Here is a 22,137-nt window from a genome sequence, read left to right as displayed (position 1 = left end):
GATTGTGCCGATTGTGCGGGAACGCTGTCATCCTCCACCACGATCCGCGAACTACATCTTCGCGATCAGGTCGATCAACAATTGGCGAACGGCTTGTGGCGAAGCGTTGGGGTTCTTCTTCTTGGCTTGCCCGATCAAGGCTCCAACCGCTTGCTGCTTGCCGCCCTTCACGTCCTCGACAACTTGCGGGTTGGCCGCCAGCAGTTCCTTGCACAGCGATTCCAGCGCGTCGTCGTCAACCGCTTCGATGCCCAAAGACTTGGTCGCTTGTTCGATCGACTCGTCATGAGTCAGCAAGTGTTCGAACACATCGCGAGCGCGATTGTTGTCCAGCTTTCCGTCGGCGATCATGCGGATCAATTCACCAAGTCGCTTGGCTGGAATGGGGAACGCATCGATGTCGATGCTGCGTTCCTTCATCGTCCGCATCACGTCCTGCATCATCCACGACGATGTGCGACGGCCATCGCCGCTGGCTCCCACGGCGGTCTCGAAGTATTCGATGACGTCCGGGCCTTGGTTGACGATCACGTCGGCGTCGTAGGGTTTGATGCCATGTTGAGTCTGAAGCCGCTCTCGCGTCACCGCTGGCAATTCACCCAACGATTCCCCGATGGATTCCACGTAATCACGAGGCAGACGCACCGGCAGCAAGTCGGGATCGGGGAAGTATCGGTAGTCGGCCGACTCTTCCTTCTCTCGCTGAGCAAAGGTTTGCTCGGCGGAGTCATCCCAACCGCGAGTGGTCTTGGGAGCGTCGTCGATCGTTTGGCGATTCTCTTCCCAATCGACCAGTTGGCGTTGCACTTCGTAGTCGATCGCACGCTGAACATTTCGGAAGCTGTTGAGGTTTTTGATTTCGACGATCGGGGTCGCGATCTTTTTGCCTTCGACGTCGATGTGCAGGTTCACGTTGGCGTCGACCCGCAGACTGCCTTCTTGCATCTCGCAATCAGAAACCTTCAGGTGAGTGAGCAACAACTTCAGTTCGCTGAGGTAAGCCTTGGCCTCATCGGCCGACCGGAGGTCCGGTTGGCTGACGATTTCCAGCAGAGGCGTGCCGCATCGATTGAGGTCGATCTTAGTGTCGCTGATGCCCGACGCTTCGTCGTGCATGCTCTTGCCGGCGTCCTCTTCCAGGTGAGCTCGTACGAGTCCAATTCGGCGTTCGGTTTCGCCATCATCCGTGCTGATCGTCAGATGCCCGTCGGCGCAGATCGGCAAATCGAACTGGCTGATCTGATAGCCCTTCGGCAAATCGGGATAAAAGTATTGTTTGCGATCCCATTTGGTCAGCGGTGGGATGTCGCAGTTGAGTGCCAATCCGGTTTTGACCGACAACGCGATCGCTTCGCGGTTCATCACGGGAAGCGCCCCCGGCATTCCCAAGCAGACCGGGCACACCTGAGTGTTGGGTGGGGCACCAAATTCGGTGGTGCATCCGCAAAACAGCTTGGTTTGCGTTTTCAGTTGGACGTGGACTTCCAGCCCGATGATGGTCGTGACGGGATATTTTTGGCAGGCCAAGATCGCGGAGGCAGTCATGCGGTGAGCCGGTGAGTCAGGAAAAACGGAGATTCACCGGCAATATCCCGCATCCTTCCAATGGGCTCAATCCCCAGCGGTTTGGCGAGCGACCCGAGTCACCCAGTTCGTCAGGTCACGAAAATAGGGCCGCGGGTCTGGTTCGAACTCAAACGTGTGTGCCGCTTCGTCGTAGCAAGTGCACTCTTTGTCGCTCGCCGCCATCCGATCAAACATTTCGCGTGTTTTCGGGTTGTCGACGATCCGGTCTCGCCCGGCCAAAACCAACCAAGTTGGAGTGCGAATCGTCGGGGCGACTTCCCGGGCGTGCTGGGTCAGCTTCCGGTCTTCCAACGCGAATCGCACGCTGACTTTGCGAAGCGTTAGCGAATCCTTTTGGATGAACGATTGCCAGCGAGCGACTCCCGTGAACAACTCGGGATCCTTCAGCGGAATCGGAACCCGCAATCCGCCAAGGCCCAACCGCGAAAGTCCGCCGAGCAATCGGTACTTGGCCGGCGAAGGGAACTGTGCCGCGTAGATCCCAGGGCAAATCAGTGCCAACCCATCGATCAGATCAGGATGCTCGGCCGCCAACACGGCCGCCAATTTTCCGCCCCAACTGATTCCACCCAGGATCAACGGCACATCACGCGGTTGAGTTTTCAGAAAGCAAACCACGTCGTCGATCCACTGACGCCAGTCATCGACATCGCCACGACGAAACGGGTTGCCTCCCGAACCGCGTCGGTCCAGGAAGTGGACTTCAAATCCATTTTGAGCCAGAGCATCGCAACTGGCCAAATACCATCCCGAGTGACTGACGATGCCGTGCAAAAACACCACCCGACCGCGCGGACGAGTCACACGCCAGCGCCGCGACATCAATCGTATCCGACCGGCACCGTCGAACATCTCGATTTCGCACTGTGGCGATTGCTGCATGCCATTCATTGAGCGTCGACCACAAACGTGCGTTCCGTTTTCGCGTTCTGCCGCAACCAATCTTCGCGAATCGTGACGCCCAGGCCCGGCGAATCGAGTGCCGGTGCCCAACCGCCGTATCGGAACGTAATGTCCTCCTGCGTTGGCAAAGTGGTCAGCAAGTGTCGATCATACGAACCTTCGAGATAGCGAATGTCGCGAACGGAGCTGGCCCAGTGTCGGCCGGCGGCCGAGAGGACACCGGACTCGCCGGGATGACACCCGAGTTGGTAACCGAGTCCCGACGCTCGGGCGAGCGCGGCCAAGCGGAGGCAACTCAAGAAGCCGCCGCACTTGGAAAGCCGAAGGTTGAACAGGTCGCACGTGCCCAGCTCGATGGCTCGCTCTGCATCCATGCGGCTGGTCAATGATTCGTCCAGCATGATCGGAACGCCAATTGATTCGCGAAGCGACACGAGAGCATCGACCTCATCGTGAGCCACCGGTTGCTCGATGCAAGTCACACCAAACTCGCGAAGCGGACGCATCTTCTCGATGACTTCCTCGGGACGCCAGGCTTCATTGGCATCCAACCGCAGGTCCACTCCACCGCCGATCCAGCGTCGAATACGAGCGACACGTGACGGGTCGTCTTGCCCGTCCACACCGACTTTGATCTTGCATTGAGCGAACCCATAGGCACGCATTTTAAGAGCGGAGATTCGCTCGCTTTTGGCACCGGAAGATGTGATCGTGGTGGAGTAGCGAACGCGAGGTTGTTTTAGATAAATCTCTGCTGCTTCGGCAACATGCGGCACCACCGCGCTGACAGGTTCGCCGAAGTGTTTGCCAAACGCATCGAGCAAACTGAGTTCGACCGCGCAGCGCAGTGAATTGGAACCGCAGCCACGAGGATCATCGGCTTCATTGTGGAATTCCAATTCATCGCAGATCGATACCACATCCGGCCAACTGGATGCCGGTCGCGTCAGTGCTGGTTGCAGATCGGATTGCGAGAGTTGTTGCAGGCATCCTTCGGGTGTTTCCCCGGTCACATAGGGACGCGGGACACCTTCGCCCCAGCCGATCGTGCCGTTGGTCAACTTGCATCGGATCAGCAGGTTGATGCTTTCGGTTCGCGTGAACGAAGCATGTTTGATTTCGCGTTTGAGTGGCAGCGGAACCAGGAACGCGGTGAGTTCAGTGACTCGCATTTTCTGCCGCCCACTTCAGTGCGTCTTGGATTCCTTCACGAAAATCGATTCGCGGTTGATAGCCGAGCAAGCGTTTGGCTTTCTCGATGCTGAAGTCCAAATTCAGCGTCATGAACTTCATCGTCGCCCCGGTCAGCAAAGGTGGCTCGTCCGCACCGCGAATTCGGCCGTAGGTTTCGAGGACCGGGCGAGCGACTTTGGCGAACCACAGCGGAACACGTTTGGGAGGTGGAAGCTCAAGGAATTCCGCCACCGCGCCGAGGAATTCCGCTCGCGTGACCAAACGCTCGTCTCGCAAATTGAAGGTCTCACCCACCGCCGCGTTGTGGTCGATGCACAGGAACAATCCGTCGATCAGGTTGTCGATGTTGGTGTTGTTGAGCACTCGCTGGCCGTCGCCGATCATCCGGATCGAACCGTTTCGGAATCGCTGCATCAACCTTGGCAAGATCCGCCGATCGCCTTCGCCATAAGTGAATCCGGGGCGAGCGATCACGGTTGGCATGCCGTCCTTTTGGTGAGCGACATTCACGAGTCCTTCCGCGAGTGCTTTGGTGTGGGTGTAGCCATCGAAACCGCGAAGGTCGACGGGCGTGGTTTCATCGGTGCCGAAGTGGTGCTTGGCTTGGTAGACACCGAGTGCACTGAGGTGAACGAGCCGACGCAATCGGTCCGAGCCTGATGCAAAACGCAGCAGGTCTTCGACCGCGTCCAAGTTGATTGCTCGGTAGGTCGACACCGGCCCCCAATCGCCCACATGAGCCGCGGTGTGAACGATCACGTCACTCTTGCGAATCGCGTTCTGGTACGCAGCATTGGGATCGGTCAAATCCGATTCGACCCACTCCACGTCGCAGCCATCCAGGACCGAACGATCCGATCCCGATCGCACGACCGCCTGCACGTGGTGACCCGCAGCCGCCGCACGTCTCACCACCGGGGCACCGATCATGCCCGTCGCTCCGGTCACCAGAATGCTATCGGGATGAGGCATGGTTGCAAAAGGATGGTTGTTTGCGGAAGCGATGGTGGGAAATCTTCGGAACTGGGGCGTTTAGCCAGCGTCCAAGGTCAACGAAAACGCAAGCCTAATCATGGCGCACGTGGTGGGAACCCACCCTGCCTCATCGAAACCACTATCTTCGCTAGTATCCGGCGATTGAAGGGTGGAACGTTGGCCGGCAGTTTTTCGTCGAAACGGTCTTGCTGCCGAGCATGAGTGAAGGCGATGAGCCAACGAGGAGGACAACGAACCATGCGTGACGATCGTAGTTTGGGCACTCCTGCCCGAGATTCATTGCAATGTAGTTTGGACACACGTGCCCGGGGTGACTTGGACGGCCAAGAGTGGCCAACCGACAGGAAAATCTACGAGTCACATTAGCATGGGCACCCGCTGAATAGGGCACGACTTCGATGCAAGTCAGCCACACCGAGACCACAAAGCTCAACAGTTTTTGCTGTTCGGCGACTTGGCCAACCGTTACGCTAGAAGCACCGCCTTCTCTTCGCCGTCTTCTCGGGGTGTCACGATGTTCGCTTGGAAAAAACTTCTTGCCAGCGTTTGGCTGCTCGCCTGGCTCGGTTTCGCCGGAGCCACACACTCAGTCGCCCAAACCAACAGCGGCCTGAACGACCCCGACGGCTTCGCCACCCATCCAGCAGACTCAGGGGGCGCCAATACAAACCCGGGTGCAGCAGGTGGTCAATCATTGGCCGACTTCAGCCAGTTGATGCAATTGATTCAAACCACGGTTGAACCCGAATCGTGGGAAGCTCTCGGCGGCGTTGGAACGATGGCTCCATATCCTGCCGGCATTGTCGTCGCTCCCGATGGCCTGCTTCGCGAAGCCGAGGAAGACAGTGAAACTGAACCGAAGTCGGTCGAATGGAAGAAGCATGCGACCGCATTGATGCTGGACGCGGCGCGCGGTCGCGATGATGCATCCGAATTGGTCCCAGAACAATGGACATCACCAGCCAAAATTCGGTGCGTGTCGGTCCGGCGTTGGATGCAAGCACTCGCTTCGGAAAACCTTACCGATCGCAACACTCCAGAACCAAACTCCAACAACGATGCACTTGGACATGCCGGTGGATTGTCCAAGGTCTCGCTTGTTTTGTTAACCGACGACGACATTGTCTTGGCCGGTACCGTTGGTGGCTTCGATCAAGTGAACGGTTGGCAAGTTGACCGACGCTCAGGTCTTCCACCAATGAACCTGACGTCGCTCGCGGTCGGATTGTCCGCCGCTCTTCACCGACAACCATTTGGTTGCACGATCGATCCCACACCGGACGGACTGAAGAAAGCGACTGCTCTCGGACAATCCATTGTCTCCGGTGACGTGCCGATGGGACTGGCAGCCGAATCGTTGGCCGAAGCCCTGGGCCGGCAAGACATCCACGTCTTTGGCACCTCCGCGGACCACGAGATCGCCTGGCTCCTCATCGAAGCGGATCGCCATATGAAACGACTGGCACTCGGTGACGAAGACATGCCCGATGGAGTTCGCAACTACTTGCAAACCATCCAAGCCACGGCAGGCAATACGCCGCCTGCCGATCTGTTGCTTCGACTTTGGTTCACCGGACAAGCCTTGGATGTCCACCACGAACGCGCCGATTCCGCCAACCTTTGGCAATTGACCGGCACCCCTTTGCGACTCAGCGGCGAAAATGAATTGGCGTTGCTGAATGGCCAGCGTGGCAATGTCGTTTTGGATCCATCGACGGAAGCCTTCGTCAATCACTTCAACCAACAGTGGTTAACGATCAGGTCTCGCTATCCGCTTTACGGTGCACTCGAGTCGGTTTACCAAGCCACCGCGTTGGGACAACTTTGGGTTCAGAACAGCCAGCAAAATTCGACCATGGTTTCCCCTCAAAACGATCACGCCACCCTGCAACGAGCGTTACTGCACTTCGCCTCGAAAAGGTCCACCCAATTGGCAACGCCAACGCAAGTCGACTCGATCGCAGTCCTGCATCGATATCGCCACCGCAACAAAATGCATCAACTGATCTTGGCCAGTGGCGGAGTCAGTGTTGCACCGGCGGGCTTGCTCCCCGAGCAAGTCCAACCGCGTCCAAGCTTGGCCCACTACGGAGAACTCGTCGACGCACGCCCCAGCGATCGCTGGTGGTGGAACGCGAAGTAATTGACCGAGCCAGTGCCCAACCAGTCGCGCCTCGATTTCCATCGGCTCACGCCGATGGCTACATCATGCCGACACTTCGTGGCTGTTTTTGAGAGATCACTAGACCACTTCGCGATACAGCGCTCGCGTGGAATCTTCGTCAAGCTCGATGGGGTTGAACGTGCCGGTCCACTGCTTCAGCGCATCTTCGACGAACAAACCGATGTCGGATGTCGGGATCGAAAGGTCATCCAACGTCGTCGCAAGGTCTGCTTCTCGCATCCAATCTTCGATCAATTCGGCCAGACGTGTGGGTGCCTCGGAAACCTCACTGTGAGGTTCCAATTCTCGCAACAACTCCGAGTACCAATCCGCGTGCACGGTTCCGTTGAACCGAACCACCGCTGGCAACATCAACCCAACCGCTTGACCGTGCACCACGTTGTGCCGAGCGGTCAAAGGATTGGCCGTGGCATGCGCCGCGCCCAACATCGATGTTTCAATCGCCATTCCGGCGAGACACGCGCCAAGCTGCATGTCCGCCCGAGCTTCCAAGTCATCCGGCACGTGCAACACTCGAACGAAGGATCGGGCCAGCAATCCAAATGCCCGTCGACTGTAGGTCGTCGACATCACGTTGCGTTTTTTGCTGACGTAGGTTTCAACCGCGTGCGAGATCGCATCAATGCCGGTGAGCGCCGTCACTCCGCGAGGCTGCGTCAGCGTGAATGTCGGATCCAACAACGCGATCCGACATGCGGCCTTGGGATCGCCGCACGCCATCTTCACGTGCGTTTCAGCATCGCTGATCAAAGCAAAACTTTGAGCTTCGCTGCCGGTACCCGCCGTGGTCGGAATGGCAATCATCGGCAGCATCTCCGACGTCGCTTTGCCCACGCCGTGGTAGTCGTGAATGCGACCACCGCAGCTGTACACAAAGTTGATCCCTTTGGCGCAGTCCATGCTGCTGCCGCCGCCGAGCCCGATTAGCAGGTCCGGCTGAAAATCCGCTGCGACGCTCACGCCCGCGTCCACCATCGCCGACGTTGGGTTCTCGGCGAATTCGTGAAACGCGTGGACTTCCCAGTCGTTGTCACGCAACAAACCGGTGATGCGATCAAAATGGCCGGCCGCGACAATTCCCGGATCGCAGACAACCAATACTCGAGGTCGTCCCGAGCCCAAGACGCCACCCAGAGAGCGGGCCAACTCGTTGATCTGATTTGAAACGTTCGGCCCAAACACGATTCGCGTTCGTGGATGAAGATCAAACGGTTGCATGCGGGTGTCCTAAAAAAGGGCGGCAATCGAGGCGGGAGATCAGGCAGGAAGGCCCATCAGTTGAACGCATCCGTCGCTCATGCCAAACCCCATTGACGTCGCAGGAACCACTCGACCGACAAAGCCCCGGCAAACAATAGGAAAATGAACCAACCGCTCACCGGTCCGTCACCCAATCTGAATTTTTCGATGACCGTGCGGGTCGACTCCGTGCGGCGTGACTGGATCAATTCCACCAATTCATCAATCTGGTCCGGCTCGAAAACCCGTCCGCCGGATCCCGATGTCGCGGATGCAATTTGCCGAAGCAGCAAATGACCGGTCTGCGAAACGCTCAATTCTCGGGTGTCGTCAAGAACTTGAAAGGCGACCTCCGCTGGCTCAAGCGGATCGCCAGAGCCCGTCGTCGCACCGTCCCCGACCGGACTGACTCGCAATCGATGAAACCCAGGCGGCATGGATGGTAACTGCCCAGTCAACGAGACAGCCGACTCGTTTGTCGACACCGTACTGGACATCTGGACCGCTACCGTCTCTCCCGACGACAGAATCACTTCGGCCTGGAACGCCCCAGAATTTGCCCCCGATTGCGAATCCGGAAGCGCGGATAGATCGCCCCGAATCGTCGCTGTGAACAACGGTGCTTCGGTGGCCACAAAACGTCGCGGCGACAATTCCAGCTGAATGGTTTGCTGAGATGAATCCTCACGGGCGAGCGACCACAAAATCAATTGCCGCCAAAACCGACGGTGAAAATCACCCAGCCCCGCACGTCGCCACGTCCAAGTCGAATCAAACGCCAGGGTGGCCACTCGTCCGCGGCCATATTCACCCACCACCATCATCGGCTCGTCACGTGGTGTCGACAATAAAACTTGAACCCCGGGTGCAACCCGAACCGATGGCCATCGATTGGCACCTGGCATGGGTGGCAAATCAGGCCAGCCAATCACACCACCTTGCTTGCTGACTTCGATCGTTGTGATGGGATGCGGTGTTGATGGTCGCAACACGATAGGCTGCCGCATTGGATCGGTGTCGCTGCCCAACCGATCCGATGCATCCAACGGCCCCGGCGGTTGACGTTGTCGATCATCCAATTGAACCGGCAAGACCTTCGCCAGCGGTGTCGTTGCATAGCCACCTCGCGAATAAGTGTGCTCACCGCCCAACATGATCAAGGCGGTGCCTTCGCCCACCGAGTCCGCTAGTTCTTGCAGTTGTTCATTTCCAAGTGCCGATGAATGCAGGTCACCTAAGATCACAACGTCATAGCGACCACGACTGAAATCATCCACCAAATCAATCGGCCAAGCACCAACCGTGTCTCGCGGAATCCATCGATAGGTCAATTCCAAATCGAGGAAGCGACCCAGCGCCCAACGCAGATCCTTTTGTTCCAAACGCGGCGTGCCTTCCAAGTACAACACTCTGCCGCCACCTTCGCGAACGTCGACAAACGCAACTTGAGAATTGTTATCCGTGATCGTCTCACCCGATCGTGTCTCGACGCTGGCGACCAATCGATACTTGCCTGGTTTGGGAGCCAACACGGGCACCTCGATCGCGATGGTTTGCTCCATCGATTCAGGCGTGACAGTTCGAGTCGCCGCGATCGCGGTTTGGCCAGCCGAATCGATCCACTGCAGCGAAACTTTGGCGGGAGACTGCACGATGCCTCGCGTGTGCACATCAAACAAAACACTGGATTCGTTGCCAGTGAACATGCGAAACGTTTCCGGCAACGATTCAATTGCCAAATCGATCTGCCGAGATGCCTCGGCGGGAGGCCCCAAAGGAACCGCCCAGACCGGAACGCCCATCGCACCGACTAAGCGGGCTTCTCGGCGCGGATCCGACTGTTCCGCCTCATTGCCTTCGGACCGATTCGTGATTTGGGTTCCGTCACTAAAGACCGCCACTCCGGTCAGCGGGCTGTTTCGCCCTCGGTTCATCGCCATCAACAACGGAGATGACAAATCGGTCTCTTTCCCAGAATGCTCCATCTCGCCGATGCGTTGTGCCAGCGTTTCCAGGTCACTTGTTCCGCTCTCGCCGATCACATTCGCCGACGCATCAAACCCCATCACGACGACTTGCAACGCTTGATCGGAATCCGACAAACCTCCCGCCAATTGCTCCAGTGACCGTCGTTGCTGTTGCCACCGATTCTCCGATCCATCGGATGGCAAACCCATGCTTGCCGATGTGTCGATCGCGATCGCAAGAGTGGCCGCCGCGGGCCGGTTGTCTGTCCTCACGAGTGCCGGACGAAGCAGTACCAGAGCCAAAGCAATGGATGCCAGACCACGCAACAACAGCAATCCCCGTCGTCGACGCCCGCTCACTCCCGGTGGAAGGATTGTGAACAACATCGTTGCAATCAAACCCACCAACAGCAAAGCCACCGGCAACGAATCGTAAATCGGGTCGAGGCTCCAACTCACGCTGCCTCTCCTGATGTTCGGTAGAACCGATTGCTGAGCAATTGCTCAGCTAGAAAGACAACCACGGCCAGCAACATCATTGGTCCATGCAGTGACACCGGAGGTGAACCTCCCACACGACCTTGGATCGACAATCGTTCTCCGGAGTCCGACGACATCCATTGCTCGGCTCCAAATCGCTGGTCCATCTCCGACGCGGTGACGCGTTCGTCCCGCGACCAAACGGGGTCCAAGTTCGTTGAATACCCGCCCCAATAATCAGGGCCGCGTAAGAACGTTGTCCCGACTTCGTTCGTCTCTGAGAACACGCCACCACGCTCGGCAACGTTCACTTCGCTGATGGTCGGCTCCGCGTCGACCTCAGTCCCTTCGGCCATCGGTGGATACAGTCGCACGCTTGATTCTGCCGTTGCGTCGGCAGATGCCTCCGCCGCATCCGTGGCACGCCGAGTTTGATTCGCGGCATCCTCTTCAGGAACCACCGCGGTCGCGCCGACCAACACCGTCGTGGCTTGATCCGATACTCCGGTCGCCCACTGCATCAATCCACGCCAAACCACAAACGCGGGCCAAGCGTCCGCGGCGGTGAACAGTTGATTCCACGAACGAGTCTTCTTCGACAAGGCGGGCAACGGCGTGGTGAGCACCGCGACGCGACCTGAGTGGTCGCTGGGATCGTCCGATGCGATGGATCGAGCAACGACGGCGGGGTGCTGAGTCCCGGCGTAGCGGACCACGGTCTGCCAACCGGCGGCGGCGTTGGGTTCGCTTTGCCAGTAACGATTCACGCGAAATGCACTCCAAGATGGCTGGTCATCCAGCATTGTCAGGGGGCGTAAAATTGGATGGGAAGGCAAACGCTCTTCCCAAAACCGTCCTGGCTCAGGTACACGCCACGATCTCACCAGATCAGGCAGCAAGCGATCCGTTCCGTCTGAACCTGCCTGTTTGTTCGGTGACGCGAAACCCAACACTTCCGTTGACGGCCCAAGCATCATCACAACGCCTCCGCCGCGGCGAGCCAACTCGACGAGTTGGTCGACAGAACGGCTTGTCAGTCCGCTTCCGGACACGACCGATTGAGACACCGCCTCGATTTGGATTGGCGGGTCGATCATCGCAACCGCGTCAATCAATTGCCAATCGACCGCGGACAGATCGGCATATGTCACGCCGGCCACACGAAACCCGGCTCCATCATCATCCGGTGCTTTGGGGGCCGTCAGAGCCAGTCCCAACTCGTTCCGTTCATCCGCGTTTTCGCCTACCAACAACACACGTGGTGGAACGGGAATGTTGAGCGTCAAAAAACGACGATCGTCCCATCCAAATGCGTCGTCGCCGACGAGCTCAACAACCGCATGATGAGTTCCCAAATCCAACGGTGGCAACGTCAAAACCAATTCCGCGTTGGCCCCCGCTACAACCGTCGCCGATGCTCGATCCACCCCTCGCAACCTTGGCAAAACCAATTCGCCATCGCGAATGACAGGCAACGACGGGTCGCGTTCATACAAACTCAGTTGCACTGTCACGTTGATCGATTGCCCCTCGTTTGCCGAAGACGATTCCATTCCAACCGATACCGAAATGGGGATCGAGACACCCGGTGCCGGAGCCACCTCGATCAATTTGGGCGGCAACAGAAAGCGATTGATCGAGCGTTCGGCCGATGCATCAACGTTCCCTTCGACGCCCGCATCGACTTGCAACATCGATATCGCAACGTCTTCCGGTTGCATCGCAGGTGTTTGCGATGAAGGCTTCCACGACGCGGCGTTCCAGTCCGATACCACGACCAATTGCTTGCCCGGCAAATCGCTGGACCGCAACAACTCGATCGCCGCGTCCATGCGTTCTTGAACCGGCAATGGATTGGCCAGCGGTTTCATCTGAGACAAACGCAGACGCGCCGATGCGGCATCCAACGCAAACCCAATCGGCGTCGCGGAACGGTCCAGCACCACCAAACGACTCCCATCCGGCAAACGTTCAATCACCGTTGCGGCTTCGCGGATCGCATTTTCCAATCGGCTGGAGTTCGTTCCGTCTGAGCTAGCGATCAATCGTTTGGATGAGGGACCATTGTCAATGAGCAAAGCCATCGCGACTGGCTGCTCGTTGCCTTCTGACAAATCACCCGACGTCGCCCACGTTCTTGTTCCCAGGAACAACGAACCGAGCAGCGCAAGCAAACCCGCCACCGCCACACCGACGGCCAACGACCGTCCCATCCCACGCGCGACAGCAACGCTGGCCAGAATCAAGAAACCGACTCCGGTCAGACCCATCAGACCAACGGTCCACCATGTCGATGACATCGCCGAATCGATGTGCGGTCGAGCCAAAGCAACGGCCAAGGCGATGACCGCCAACACGCGAAGCGCCAACAACCACCAACGACGAATTCGCAACCGACTTCGTTGCGAACTCAACTTGGGTCTCAGAAACTGGACCCCCGGAAACACAACGCGTTGCGGTTCACGGCGGGCCAGCAAGTGCAATGCGATTGGCACCACCGCAGCCAGCGTTCCGAGAATCAGCGTTGCGTTGAAGAACGTCACTTGCGATCCGTCAAATCAAGAATCCATTGGGCCAAGTGGTCCAATGTACCCGCCTCGATCGTGTGTGGACCTTGGAACGCTCGGAACTCCCATTCCAAAGCCTCTTCGTGCAACGTGTCCGCCAAAGTCGCGGCACTTGAAAACGGAAGGATCTGATCTTGGCTTCCGTGCGACTGCAGAACTCGAGTCGCTTTCAATCGTCCGCTTCCCGATTTTGACGCAGCTTCGATCCACTGCGGTCCACAAACCAACGTGCCCGAGAACTGAACCAGCACATCCGGCGGAGGGATGTCGCCTGTCAGCGCCGTGTTCATGGTCACCATCGCACCTTGCGAAAAACCACCCAAAACATACGGACGACCGGCCTCACCACTCATCGCCGACGAACCAGAGGATTCAGGCGGATCGGCGGGCATGTTGTTCAGCACCGACTGGACGACGGAAACCAGTTGGCCGCTGGCCGCTTCGATTCCCGGCGGAGTTTGATCGTGCAATTGGCCGAACTGGGACGTTTGCAGCAATTGCTGAAGGGAAGCCATGTTCAGCGGCCACCAAGCTCGCCCACCAGGCATCCCTTGATCGGCCAAATCACCCGGCGCGACCGGATACACAAACCGCACCGCTTTAGCGGCGTCTCCGAGCTTGGCGATCAAGTAGTCCGTCAAGCCGACCAAATCATCGCCGGGGGCTCCATAGCCATGACACAGAATGACCGGCAACCAAGGCTGATCGGAACCATCGACAACGGTGCACGCGAGCTCGCCGAAGGACGACTCATGAAAAGATTTCTTGGGATTGTTCATGCCTCCCAAGATAGTGCGTCGGCGGCGATTGAGTCAGCCCAGAAGCAAATCAAACCACCGCCCCAATTGTCCCCGAGCACTCACCGAATGATTGTCTCGATTCATTCAACAGGACGCTCGCAAAATGGAACAATTGGGACCGTGGTTCGATGTTGAGCCAGCGGCCGCGAGATTGCTCGCGATGGCGAACTAGCTGGACGTCGGCATTCCCAACTGACGCATCTTTCGATACAGATTCGAACGGTGCAGTCCCAGTTTGCCGGCCGCTTCGGTCATGTTGCCACCGCACGATGCGATCAATCGCTCGATGTGCTGGATCTGGAACTCTCGCGTCGCCGAATTCAAATTGCCATCGACGTCGTCCATCGCCGGCGCGACCGTCGACGCTTTTGTCGCGGAAGGCGACATCATCAGATCACTCGCTTCGATGACATCCGTCGTGGTCAAGTAACAAATACGCTCGACTGTATTACGCAGTTCCCGCACATTGCCTGGCCAATCATGCGACAGCATCGCGTCACGAGCACTGGCTGCAAACGTCGGCACGGCACGCCCGATCTGGCGGCAGAAATCTGCCAAGAAGTGTTCGGCCAACTCCATCACGTCATCGCCACGATGCGAAAGTGGCGGCAACGTCAGCGACACAACGTTCAACCGGAAGAACAAATCTTCGCGGAAACGCTTTGCCGAGATCAGCTCCTGCAACGGTTGGTTGGTCGCCGCGATCACTCGAACATCAACGGGAATCGGCCGCGAACCGCCTACTCGAACGACGACCTTCTCTTCCAAAACTCGCAGCAGCTTCGCTTGTCCGCCGGCGCTCATGTCCCCAACTTCGTCCAAAAACAATGTGCCGCCGTTGGCCAGTTCAAACTTGCCGACTCGAGTGTCTGATGCGTCGGTGAAAGCACCTTTCTCGTGGCCGAACAACTCGCTTTCCAGCAATGTCTCGACCAACGCGGCGCAGTTGACTGCGACAAACGGGCCGTTGCGACGTTCGCTTTGATAGTGAATGTGTTGAGCTAAAACCTCTTTGCCCGTTCCGTTGCTGCCCAGCACCAGAACACTGAGATCTGTCGGAGCCACCTTTGTGGCGTTGCGGCGGATTTCTTGGATGGAATGATGATTGCCGATCAACGGTTTGGACTGGGCAGCTTGCTCGACCAATCGATCGCGAGTCTCCGTCAAGTCGGTCCGCGTCCGATATGAATCAATCGCGATCGAGGCATGCATCGCCAACTCGGTCAGCGTGCGAACATCGGCGGCATCAAAACTCTCGTTGCGATGATCGCCGGGCCGAGCGTTGATGCCTTCGAAGACGCCGATCACTTGATCGCGAGAGTTGACCATCGGCACGGCCAACAAAGATCGCGTCGTGAAGTTTTGAGCTTGATCAATGCGTCGATTGACGCGGCCTTCATCGGTGCCTCCGGCAGACCACCATCGCGGGCTGCCGCTGTGCAACGCTTCGCCGACGATTCCCGCATTGTCCTCCACCTCGAGAACACCGCCCTCAATTCCAATCGCGGGCCGGCCAATCAACTTCTTTGTGCGTTTGTCCCACAGAAAGATCGTGGCGCGTTCGCAGTTCAAAACTTCACAGGCACAATCGGCCATCGACGCCAAAAGCTTTTCGTCGCTGTCGAGCTGCTGCCAAACGGCGGCGTGCTGCAACATTTTGGAAGTTTGCCACAAACGCCGGGCGTCGTTCTGATGATTGCGTTGCAGCCACAGAAATCGGCCCAACGCGGTCGCCAACATCTTCAATGTGTCCGAGTCAGCAGGTTTGCCATCGATCGACAACACAATCGCGTCGCTGCCGACTCCCGGCAAAATGTCTTGCCCCGACCCCAGATCTCCCGTCACCGCCCCGGTGACACCTGATCCCGATCCTCTCGCCGCCGAAGTGGCCACGTCAGGGCCCGGCGTGACGGGGATACTCAACCCCGCGAAATCATCCGCGGTGACGAATTGATCGTCCGCGACCGCTTGGCTGGCCAGTGACTCCGCTTGCCCCCAGCGATCTCCGGTCCAAAATGTCGGCTGCCAACGGTCCTGGATCTGGCTGACCACGCCGCCGCGAATCGATGCTTGACTTCCGACCAACCCCAGCAGAACCGGCATGAATGACGTCAGAGCGTTGCCGTGGGTCATCGATGCCTCCGAAGCTGAGGAGGTAGCGTGCGGAGGCAAAACAGACTGTGACCGATCCATGGTTGAATTTGCTTTGACAACATTAAGAGATGAGTAACCAATCACGCTTTGGTGCCCAGAGAAGAACGTCGGCTTGTCGGTCTTGGAAACCGCCGCGATGATGTTCACCGCTGGACAATTAAATAGAACTAAGCCGAAAAGGTTGAAGATGCAATTTGAAGGAAAAAAGGGACTGATCATTGGAGTCGCCAATGACCATTCGATCGCGTGGGCGATCGCTCAGGAAATTCTGAAGCAGGGTGGTAAATGCGGTTTCACACACCTTCCCGACCGTGCTGACGACGAAAAACAACGCAATCGTCGTCGAGTTGCCAAATTGACAGATCCAGAAGATGGCGCAGAATTCCTGCTACCCATGGACGCGAATAACGACGACGACATCCGCACCATTTTCGAACACACCGAGAAAACCTTCGGGAAAATCGACTTTTTGCTGCATTCGATCGCCTTCGCTGACCGGGACGACCTGGGCCGTGAAACGATGCACACGTCGCGAGCGGGGTTCAAATTGGCGATGGAATCCAGCGTTTTCTCCTTGCTGGCCGTCACCGCAGCCGCCGAACCCATCATGAACCCGGGCGGCTCCGTCCTGACAATGACCTACTACGGCGGCGAAAAATGCGTCCCCGGCTACAACGTCATGGGCGTTTGCAAAGCCGCTTTGGATGCCTCAATGCGGTACCTGGCCTTTGACATGGGTGCCCGTGGTGTCCGCGTCAACGCTCTGTCGGCCGGCCCGATCCGCACGCTGGCCGGACGAGCCGCTGGCGTCGAAGAAATGCTGACGATGTACGAACACATGGCCCCCATGGGACGCAACGTGACCCACGAAGAAGTCGGGAAATCGGGTGCGTTCCTGCTGTCCGACGCCAGCTCCGGAATCAGCGGCGAAATCCTGCACGTGGACGGCGGCTACCACGCCATGGGCAGCCCCGGTCGCTTGCTCGACGAAATCAAAAAGCAAACCAAGTAGCTCCTAGCTCCTAGCTCCTAGCTCCTAGCTCCTAGCTCCTAGCTCCTAGCTCCTAGCTCCTAGCTCCTAGCTCCTAGCTCCTAGCTCCTAGCTCCTAGCTCCTAGCTCCTAGCTCCTAGCTCCTAGCTAATCGCTAATCGCTAATCGCTAATCGCTAATCGCTAATCGCCAATTCACCCCCTCAGCCCCAAGGACTCTCCATGGTTCGCACCGCTTCGACAATGATGCCACTGGGCACCGCCGCACCCGACTTCTCACTGCCAGAAACCGATGGCGGAACGGTCTCGTTGGCCGACTTCAAAGACCACAAAGCTTTGCTCGTGATCTTCCTCTGCAATCACTGCCCCTATGTCAAACACGTTGCCGAACAACTCAAGTTATTGACCGACGAGTACATGCAACATGGTGTTGGCGTCGTTGGCATCAACAGCAACGACATCGTGAAGTACCCCGATGATGACTTCGACGCGATGAAAGCCGAAAAGGAATCTCGCGGCTACGCATTCCCTTACGCCTTGGACGAAGACCAATCGGTCGCCATCGCATACGGAGCCGCATGCACGCCAGACTTCTTCTTGTTCGATGCCGATCACAAACTGACGTACCGCGGCCAGCTCGATTCCAGCCGTCCCAAGTCCGACTTGCCCCTCACCGGCGAAGACTTGCGAGCGGCACTGGACGAAACCATCGCGGGTCGTTCGCCCAAGGCCGAACAACGTCCCTCGATCGGTTGCAACATCAAGTGGAAAGAAGGCAACGAGCCGACCTACTTCGATCCCAACGGCACCGCGTGATTGCCATGGCTCCAGGAACGCTGTTAAGCGACGCCCAAGCCATGTTCTCTCACGGCGTCGAAGCGGTCCTGGGAGACCGGCTAATCATCGACTCGGTCTCTCTTGATGAGACCGCAATGCTGATCGCCGACCACGCGATCCGCAGAGACTCCTTTGACCGCATTGTCGTCGTCGGTGCTGGCAAAGCATCCGCGGCGATGGCTGCGGGGTTGTCGGAAGTCATCCGGACCAACCTGACCAGCGCAAACGGCGAAGACTTTCCCGTCATCGGCCATGTCAATGTGCCCGAAGGATGCCACCGCGATCTGCCGGGCATTACGATTCAAGAAGCCCGACCGGCAGGAGTCAACGAGCCCACCGTTGCCGCCATTCAAGGCACCGATCGCATCCTCCAATTGGTCGCCGACGCTGGTCCTCGCGACCTGGTGATCGGCCTGATCTCCGGCGGCGGCAGTGCACTCTTATGCCGACCATCGCCCGGCATTTCGCTGGACGACAAACTGACCGTGACACGTTGGCTCAGCTCGCACGGCGCCGACATCGTGGCTCTCAACACGGTCCGCAAACACCTCAGCGAGGTCAAAGGCGGTGGACTCCTACGAGCCAACCAGGCCGGCCAATTTCTCACCCTCGTGCTCTCGGATGTCCTCGGTGATCCACTCGACCTGATCGCATCTGGACCAACCGTCCCCGACACTTCCACGGCGACGGATGCGTTAACTGTCTTGGACCAGTTTGATCCCGACCACCAACTGCCCGCGGTCGTTCGTGAACACCTACAAAGAGCGGCCGAACACCCCGCACCCTCGATCGACGCTTCCGAACATTCCACGTTTGTGCTTGGCAACAACGCGGTCGCCGTCGACGCAGCCGGAATCACCGCGGAAGCCCTGGGCTACAACCATGTCATGCATTGCCATCGCCAATCCGAAGGCGATGCGGAAGCCGTCGGCAGGCATCTGGCGGACCTAACACTCACGATGCTGCAAGCCGATCCAGCCGTGCACCGGCAAGACACCTTCTTGAGTGGCGGCGAACCAACCGTGTCGCTGGCCGACGCATCGATCCGAGGCGTCGGAGGCCGCAACGGACAACTCGTCCTGGCCGCCTACGCTCGACTGCTGGAACTGAATCTGTCCGACGATCAATGGTCACGACTCGCCATTCTGTCCGGCGGCACGGACGGCGAAGACGGCCCCAGCGACGCCGCAGGCGGGATGATCGATGGCAGCATCCACCGGCGAATCGTTGAGCTCGGACTCGACGTCCACGACGCGTTGGGACGCAACGACTCGCACAGTTTCCTTCGCCAAGTCGGCGGGCTGCTCCTCACCGGCCCCACTGGCACGAACGTTTGTGACATCCGCATCGCTTTGGTTGACCATCCGAAACACCGTCGCCACCAACCCTGACTTGCAGCCCCAACCCGCAGTGAAAGCCACGCGACAGTCATCTATTCCAACCTCTCTCGATCCGTCACAATGACTTCGTGAATGAGCCCCGCTCATCCACACGCACCCGTGGCACAATTGGATAGCGCGTCGGCCTCCGAAGCCGAAGGTTGTGGGTTCGAACCCCGCCGGGTGTATTGATGGAAAAACCTCTTGATCTCGGTCTCACGTTTCCACTTCGCACAGACGATCTGAAATGGCTCCGCAATCGGCGCGGCGCCAACCATTCGATGTCGTGATGACCATGGCGTGACCGCCTCATGCGACTCAACGCATCTTCTTTCCAGTGAGGGGAACACCGATCATGCGATCATATTTCTTTTCCTGCAGCCTGTTCGTGGTTGCTCTCATGGTTCTGATGTGTGACTCCTTCAAGTCACTGGCAGATGAACCCTCTGCGCCTTCAGACGTGGTCGAATTGCTGGATGGGGCTGAATCCGCGGAGGCAGCCCTGAAAGCGATGATTGCCGCCTCCAATGCCGGGGACGATCAGGCCGCAATGCTGTTGGTGGACCCTGCCATTCGTCCCTTGTTGCTCCCCAGCATTGCCATCGAGCGATACGCCATTGATTCCTACTTCTTAGAAACGAGGGCGTTCGGAGAGGACAAAAAATTCCGCGGAGGACAGCTATTCCATTTCACACTCCGAGATCTTGTTCGCATCCGAAGCATCAAACAGTTGGAAAAGCGATTGGTTGATGACAAACGCGTTGTGTTCACGGTACTCACGGCTGAGAAGAGCTACCATAAGGAAAAGCACATTCACAACGTGCGATCTTTCCTAGCGATCCAACGTTCGGATCGTTGGTATCTGTTTCGCCCATTCGGAGAACTGACAAATCTCCTTTGCGGAATCGATCCTTGGCAAGATACGAACGAACCGGTGAAACTATTGCAAGTCCACCAGTCAGACGACGAACATTCGAATCGTAAAAATGCCGATTACGAATTGGAGTATCGACTGCCCATCGAACTCATCCACGAACACTTGGTTGAAGCAGCATCCGCCCCGGAAATCAAAGGGGCCAATCAATTGGCAAGCAGATTGCAACGCCACTACGACAGCATCGTCAACCGAGCGAAGCGAGGCGACTACCAAAGTCGAAGTGAACTCAAAGACGCGATGGATCCGATCGAAGATTGGGCTGACATACTCTCAGGAACAACCGCTTCACTGGCCCCGGGCTTGATCGAATTTGCGAAGAAACATGGCCTCAAGCCAGAGCCGAATTGAATCTGATTGTCAGCGCAGCGAAGGCCGGGGCTCGTGATGACATCAACGTCATCGCAAATTCAAGAGTGATTGTCGGTCGAGTTTGATTTGCCCCGCAACAATCTCGTCGGCAATGATCTCCACGAGCGGGGCGATGACCGAGAAGTGGTGGTGGCCGGGGATCCTGTAAATTCAATCTTTGGATTCCCATTCGCCTCGGCCATGAGCCCGATCGCTCCGTCCCAGTTTCCGGAGGCACCTCCGAAGCCATTCTCAAAACTTCGCCCCGGACGGGGCCGACTTCAATAGCTCGGGGTGGAAGCCCCGAGAACGTTGGCGGACATCACCGTGCCGCCCCGGACGGGGCCGTCGTCGATGATGCGTCGAGAAATCAATGAATCTCTGCGCATCCAGGACTCGCTTCCTCATCCACTGCATGAAAACCAAGTTGACATCGACATCTACCCCCTCGGCAACTTGGAAAGTTCCGCAAGCGACGTCCACCAAATCCGCATCGATTCATACACATCCCAGTCCACATGACGATTGGTTGACCGTTCGCGGGCCAATCGAAGCACCACCATATTCTGAAATCGCTTCCAAGGAATCAGTGACAGGGAAACACCACGCCGCACACCAATCGGTCCTGCCTGAACCTCGATGCCAGCGGCAATTCGCGAACCGATGTAGCGACGACTAATGGACTCGTTCGCCGCAACAACCGTGAACCGTTCGCCTGACAAGCTCCCGTTTTCAAAGATGAATCGATCCCACACCGGAGCACGCTCCAACGACCATTGATCTCCGCCAGCAGGAGTCAGCGTGACAGAGGATTCCGCATCATCCACCTCAGAAGAGATCGTAATGAGCCCTCGCCGCTTCATTCGATCAAGCGTTACCTGAAGTTGATGGTCGGTGAGTCCGTGCGAATAACCAACATTCATGTGTAGCGGATACACCTCGCTGGCAAGGCACCGAGTCATCACAGTGTGCTGCCAAAGGAAATCGCAAAGCAGCAACTCAGAATCCGAGAGGCTCGAATATCCAGTCCGTCGCGGAGGAGCATCCATTCAATCAGTGGGGAAATTGAACAATACGGGTGTGTCTGAGACGCGTTATGGTAATACGTTCAAACTCATGCGTTCCCAAAGACCTGCTGAATCGCCTGCTCGAGTTTGTCTTCCTTAGCTTTTTGATTGAGAAACCAGTCGGTTGACCAAATCCGGTGAATTTCCCATCCACGTGACCGGATGATCTTTTCTCGAAGTCGATCGCGGTCGCGAGCACTGCGAGCAGAGTGATACGTCGCGTTGTCGCATTCGATTCCCAGTAAAAGCGAGCGACCGCCTTCACGTCGACGAACACCAACATCAACGTAAAAGCCAGCCACGCCGACTTGAGGAACCGCCTCCAGTCCCATCTGCTCGATCTTCCGACCCTCCCACCTCAATGAACACGCTGCATCGAAGCGAGCGAAATGATGCATCACTCTGACCACGCGAACATCCTGAACGCCAATCAGCAAAGCAACGCTTCTGTCTTCCTTGCGAAAAGAAAGCATTTTTGCACACTCACATCGGTCGACACGTGAGAGC

Annotated in this window: 16 protein-coding genes and 1 tRNA gene; 6 read left to right on the top strand and 11 right to left on the bottom strand. The window is 57.5% G+C overall.

Translation table 11 applies throughout. From position 1 onward, the window contains the following. Positions 1–51: 51 nt before the first annotated feature. The 4 genes from gatB to RE6C_RS02410 all read right to left on the bottom strand — a co-directional run bounded on the left by gatB (position 52) and on the right by RE6C_RS02410 (position 4,656). Positions 52–1,545 (bottom strand): Asp-tRNA(Asn)/Glu-tRNA(Gln) amidotransferase subunit GatB, encoded by a 1,494-nt coding sequence (gatB, locus tag RE6C_RS02425; RefSeq protein WP_008653517.1) that lies wholly within the window; start codon positions 1,543–1,545, stop codon positions 52–54. A gap of 66 nt (positions 1,546–1,611) precedes the next feature. Further along, a complete protein-coding gene (locus tag RE6C_RS02420) occupies positions 1,612–2,469 on the bottom strand; it encodes an alpha/beta hydrolase (RefSeq protein ID WP_236617887.1) in 858 nt (285 codons plus the stop codon). A gap of 5 nt (positions 2,470–2,474) precedes the next feature. Next, positions 2,475–3,662, bottom strand: coding sequence for a dipeptide epimerase (locus RE6C_RS02415; RefSeq protein WP_008653514.1), 1,188 nt, complete (start codon positions 3,660–3,662; stop codon positions 2,475–2,477). After that, positions 3,649–4,656, bottom strand: coding sequence for an NAD-dependent epimerase/dehydratase family protein (locus tag RE6C_RS02410; protein ID WP_008653513.1), 1,008 nt, complete (start codon positions 4,654–4,656; stop codon positions 3,649–3,651). Before RE6C_RS02410 ends, RE6C_RS02415 begins: the two co-directional genes overlap by 14 nt. Positions 4,657–5,194: 538 nt before the next feature. On the opposite strand from RE6C_RS02410, the gene RE6C_RS02405 reads away from it, so the two are divergent. After that, a complete protein-coding gene (locus RE6C_RS02405) occupies positions 5,195–6,823 on the top strand; it encodes a DUF1598 domain-containing protein (RefSeq protein ID WP_008653512.1) in 1,629 nt (542 codons plus the stop codon). A gap of 99 nt (positions 6,824–6,922) precedes the next feature. Here the strand turns inward: RE6C_RS02405 and RE6C_RS02400 are convergent, their stop codons facing one another. The 5 genes from RE6C_RS02400 to RE6C_RS02380 all read right to left on the bottom strand — a co-directional run bounded on the left by RE6C_RS02400 (position 6,923) and on the right by RE6C_RS02380 (position 16,219). After that, positions 6,923–8,083, bottom strand: coding sequence for an iron-containing alcohol dehydrogenase (locus RE6C_RS02400; protein WP_008653510.1), 1,161 nt, complete (start codon positions 8,081–8,083; stop codon positions 6,923–6,925). Between the two features lie 77 nt (positions 8,084–8,160). After that, positions 8,161–10,530: a VWA domain-containing protein gene (locus RE6C_RS02395; RefSeq protein ID WP_008653508.1), complete on the bottom strand. Its 2,370-nt coding sequence runs from the start codon at positions 10,528–10,530 to the stop codon at positions 8,161–8,163. Further along, a complete protein-coding gene (locus RE6C_RS02390; protein WP_008653507.1) occupies positions 10,527–13,094 on the bottom strand; it encodes a BatA domain-containing protein in 2,568 nt (855 codons plus the stop codon). Before RE6C_RS02390 ends, RE6C_RS02395 begins: the two co-directional genes overlap by 4 nt. Beyond that, the gene (locus tag RE6C_RS02385) at positions 13,091–13,897 is read right to left on the bottom strand and encodes an alpha/beta hydrolase (protein WP_008653505.1); all 807 of its coding nucleotides are present in this window, start codon (positions 13,895–13,897) and stop codon (positions 13,091–13,093) included. The genes RE6C_RS02390 and RE6C_RS02385 overlap by 4 nt, the downstream gene beginning before the upstream one ends. Positions 13,898–14,086: 189 nt before the next feature. Further along, entirely contained in the window at positions 14,087–16,219 is a 2,133-nt protein-coding gene (locus RE6C_RS02380; RefSeq protein WP_008653504.1) for a sigma-54-dependent Fis family transcriptional regulator, read from the bottom strand. Positions 16,220–16,259: 40 nt separating this feature from the next. Here RE6C_RS02380 and RE6C_RS02375 point away from each other — a divergent pair, with 40 nt between their 5' ends. The 5 genes from RE6C_RS02375 to RE6C_RS02355 all read left to right on the top strand — a co-directional run bounded on the left by RE6C_RS02375 (position 16,260) and on the right by RE6C_RS02355 (position 20,563). Continuing rightward, the gene (locus tag RE6C_RS02375) at positions 16,260–17,084 is read left to right on the top strand and encodes an enoyl-ACP reductase FabI (RefSeq protein ID WP_008653502.1); all 825 of its coding nucleotides are present in this window, start codon (positions 16,260–16,262) and stop codon (positions 17,082–17,084) included. Between the two features lie 200 nt (positions 17,085–17,284). After that, a complete protein-coding gene (locus RE6C_RS02370) occupies positions 17,285–17,878 on the top strand; it encodes a thioredoxin family protein (protein WP_008653500.1) in 594 nt (197 codons plus the stop codon). Positions 17,879–17,883: 5 nt separating this feature from the next. Next, on the top strand, positions 17,884–19,290 hold the full coding sequence (locus tag RE6C_RS02365) for a glycerate kinase type-2 family protein (RefSeq protein WP_039961010.1): 1,407 nt from the start codon (positions 17,884–17,886) through the stop codon (positions 19,288–19,290). Positions 19,291–19,392: 102 nt separating this feature from the next. Beyond that, positions 19,393–19,466 (top strand) — tRNA-Arg (locus tag RE6C_RS02360). A 167-nt stretch (positions 19,467–19,633) separates the two neighbouring features. Beyond that, positions 19,634–20,563, top strand: coding sequence for a hypothetical protein (locus tag RE6C_RS02355; RefSeq protein WP_236617885.1), 930 nt, complete (start codon positions 19,634–19,636; stop codon positions 20,561–20,563). Positions 20,564–21,003: 440 nt separating this feature from the next. On the opposite strand, the gene RE6C_RS02345 is transcribed toward RE6C_RS02355, so the two are convergent. Both RE6C_RS02345 and RE6C_RS02340 read right to left on the bottom strand, forming a co-directional pair. After that, positions 21,004–21,525 (bottom strand): hypothetical protein, encoded by a 522-nt coding sequence (locus RE6C_RS02345; RefSeq protein ID WP_144054636.1) that lies wholly within the window; start codon positions 21,523–21,525, stop codon positions 21,004–21,006. Between the two features lie 152 nt (positions 21,526–21,677). Then, positions 21,678–22,137 (bottom strand): PDDEXK-like endonuclease domain-containing protein (locus RE6C_RS02340; RefSeq protein WP_039961008.1); only part of this gene is annotated, 460 nt, incomplete at its 5' end.

Origin of the sequence: Rhodopirellula europaea 6C (assembly GCF_000338295.1) — a bacterium.
GTDB lineage: Bacteria > Planctomycetota > Planctomycetia > Pirellulales > Pirellulaceae > Rhodopirellula > Rhodopirellula europaea.
The sequence above is the reverse complement of the archived record's forward strand: the minus strand, read 5'-3'. Positions and strand labels throughout refer to the sequence as shown.

Excerpts from the sequence above, each read along its gene's own strand:
- RE6C_RS02375 (WP_008653502.1), top strand. The coding sequence starts at position 16,260 with ATGCAATTTGAAGGAAAAAAGGGACTGATCATTGGAGTCGCCAATGAC.
- RE6C_RS02345 (WP_144054636.1), bottom strand. The coding sequence starts at position 21,525 with ATGACTCGGTGCCTTGCCAGCGAGGTGTATCCGCTACACATGAATGTT.
- RE6C_RS02370 (WP_008653500.1), top strand. The coding sequence starts at position 17,285 with ATGGTTCGCACCGCTTCGACAATGATGCCACTGGGCACCGCCGCACCC.
- RE6C_RS02415 (WP_008653514.1), bottom strand. The coding sequence starts at position 3,662 with ATGCGAGTCACTGAACTCACCGCGTTCCTGGTTCCGCTGCCACTCAAA.
- RE6C_RS02410 (WP_008653513.1), bottom strand. The coding sequence starts at position 4,656 with ATGCCTCATCCCGATAGCATTCTGGTGACCGGAGCGACGGGCATGATC.
- RE6C_RS02355 (WP_236617885.1), top strand. The coding sequence starts at position 19,634 with ATGCGATCATATTTCTTTTCCTGCAGCCTGTTCGTGGTTGCTCTCATG.
- RE6C_RS02405 (WP_008653512.1), top strand. The coding sequence starts at position 5,195 with ATGTTCGCTTGGAAAAAACTTCTTGCCAGCGTTTGGCTGCTCGCCTGG.
- RE6C_RS02385 (WP_008653505.1), bottom strand. The coding sequence starts at position 13,897 with ATGAACAATCCCAAGAAATCTTTTCATGAGTCGTCCTTCGGCGAGCTC.
- RE6C_RS02420 (WP_236617887.1), bottom strand. The coding sequence starts at position 2,469 with ATGCAGCAATCGCCACAGTGCGAAATCGAGATGTTCGACGGTGCCGGT.
- RE6C_RS02400 (WP_008653510.1), bottom strand. The coding sequence starts at position 8,083 with ATGCAACCGTTTGATCTTCATCCACGAACGCGAATCGTGTTTGGGCCG.
- gatB (WP_008653517.1), bottom strand. The coding sequence starts at position 1,545 with ATGACTGCCTCCGCGATCTTGGCCTGCCAAAAATATCCCGTCACGACC.
- RE6C_RS02365 (WP_039961010.1), top strand. The coding sequence starts at position 17,884 with ATGGCTCCAGGAACGCTGTTAAGCGACGCCCAAGCCATGTTCTCTCAC.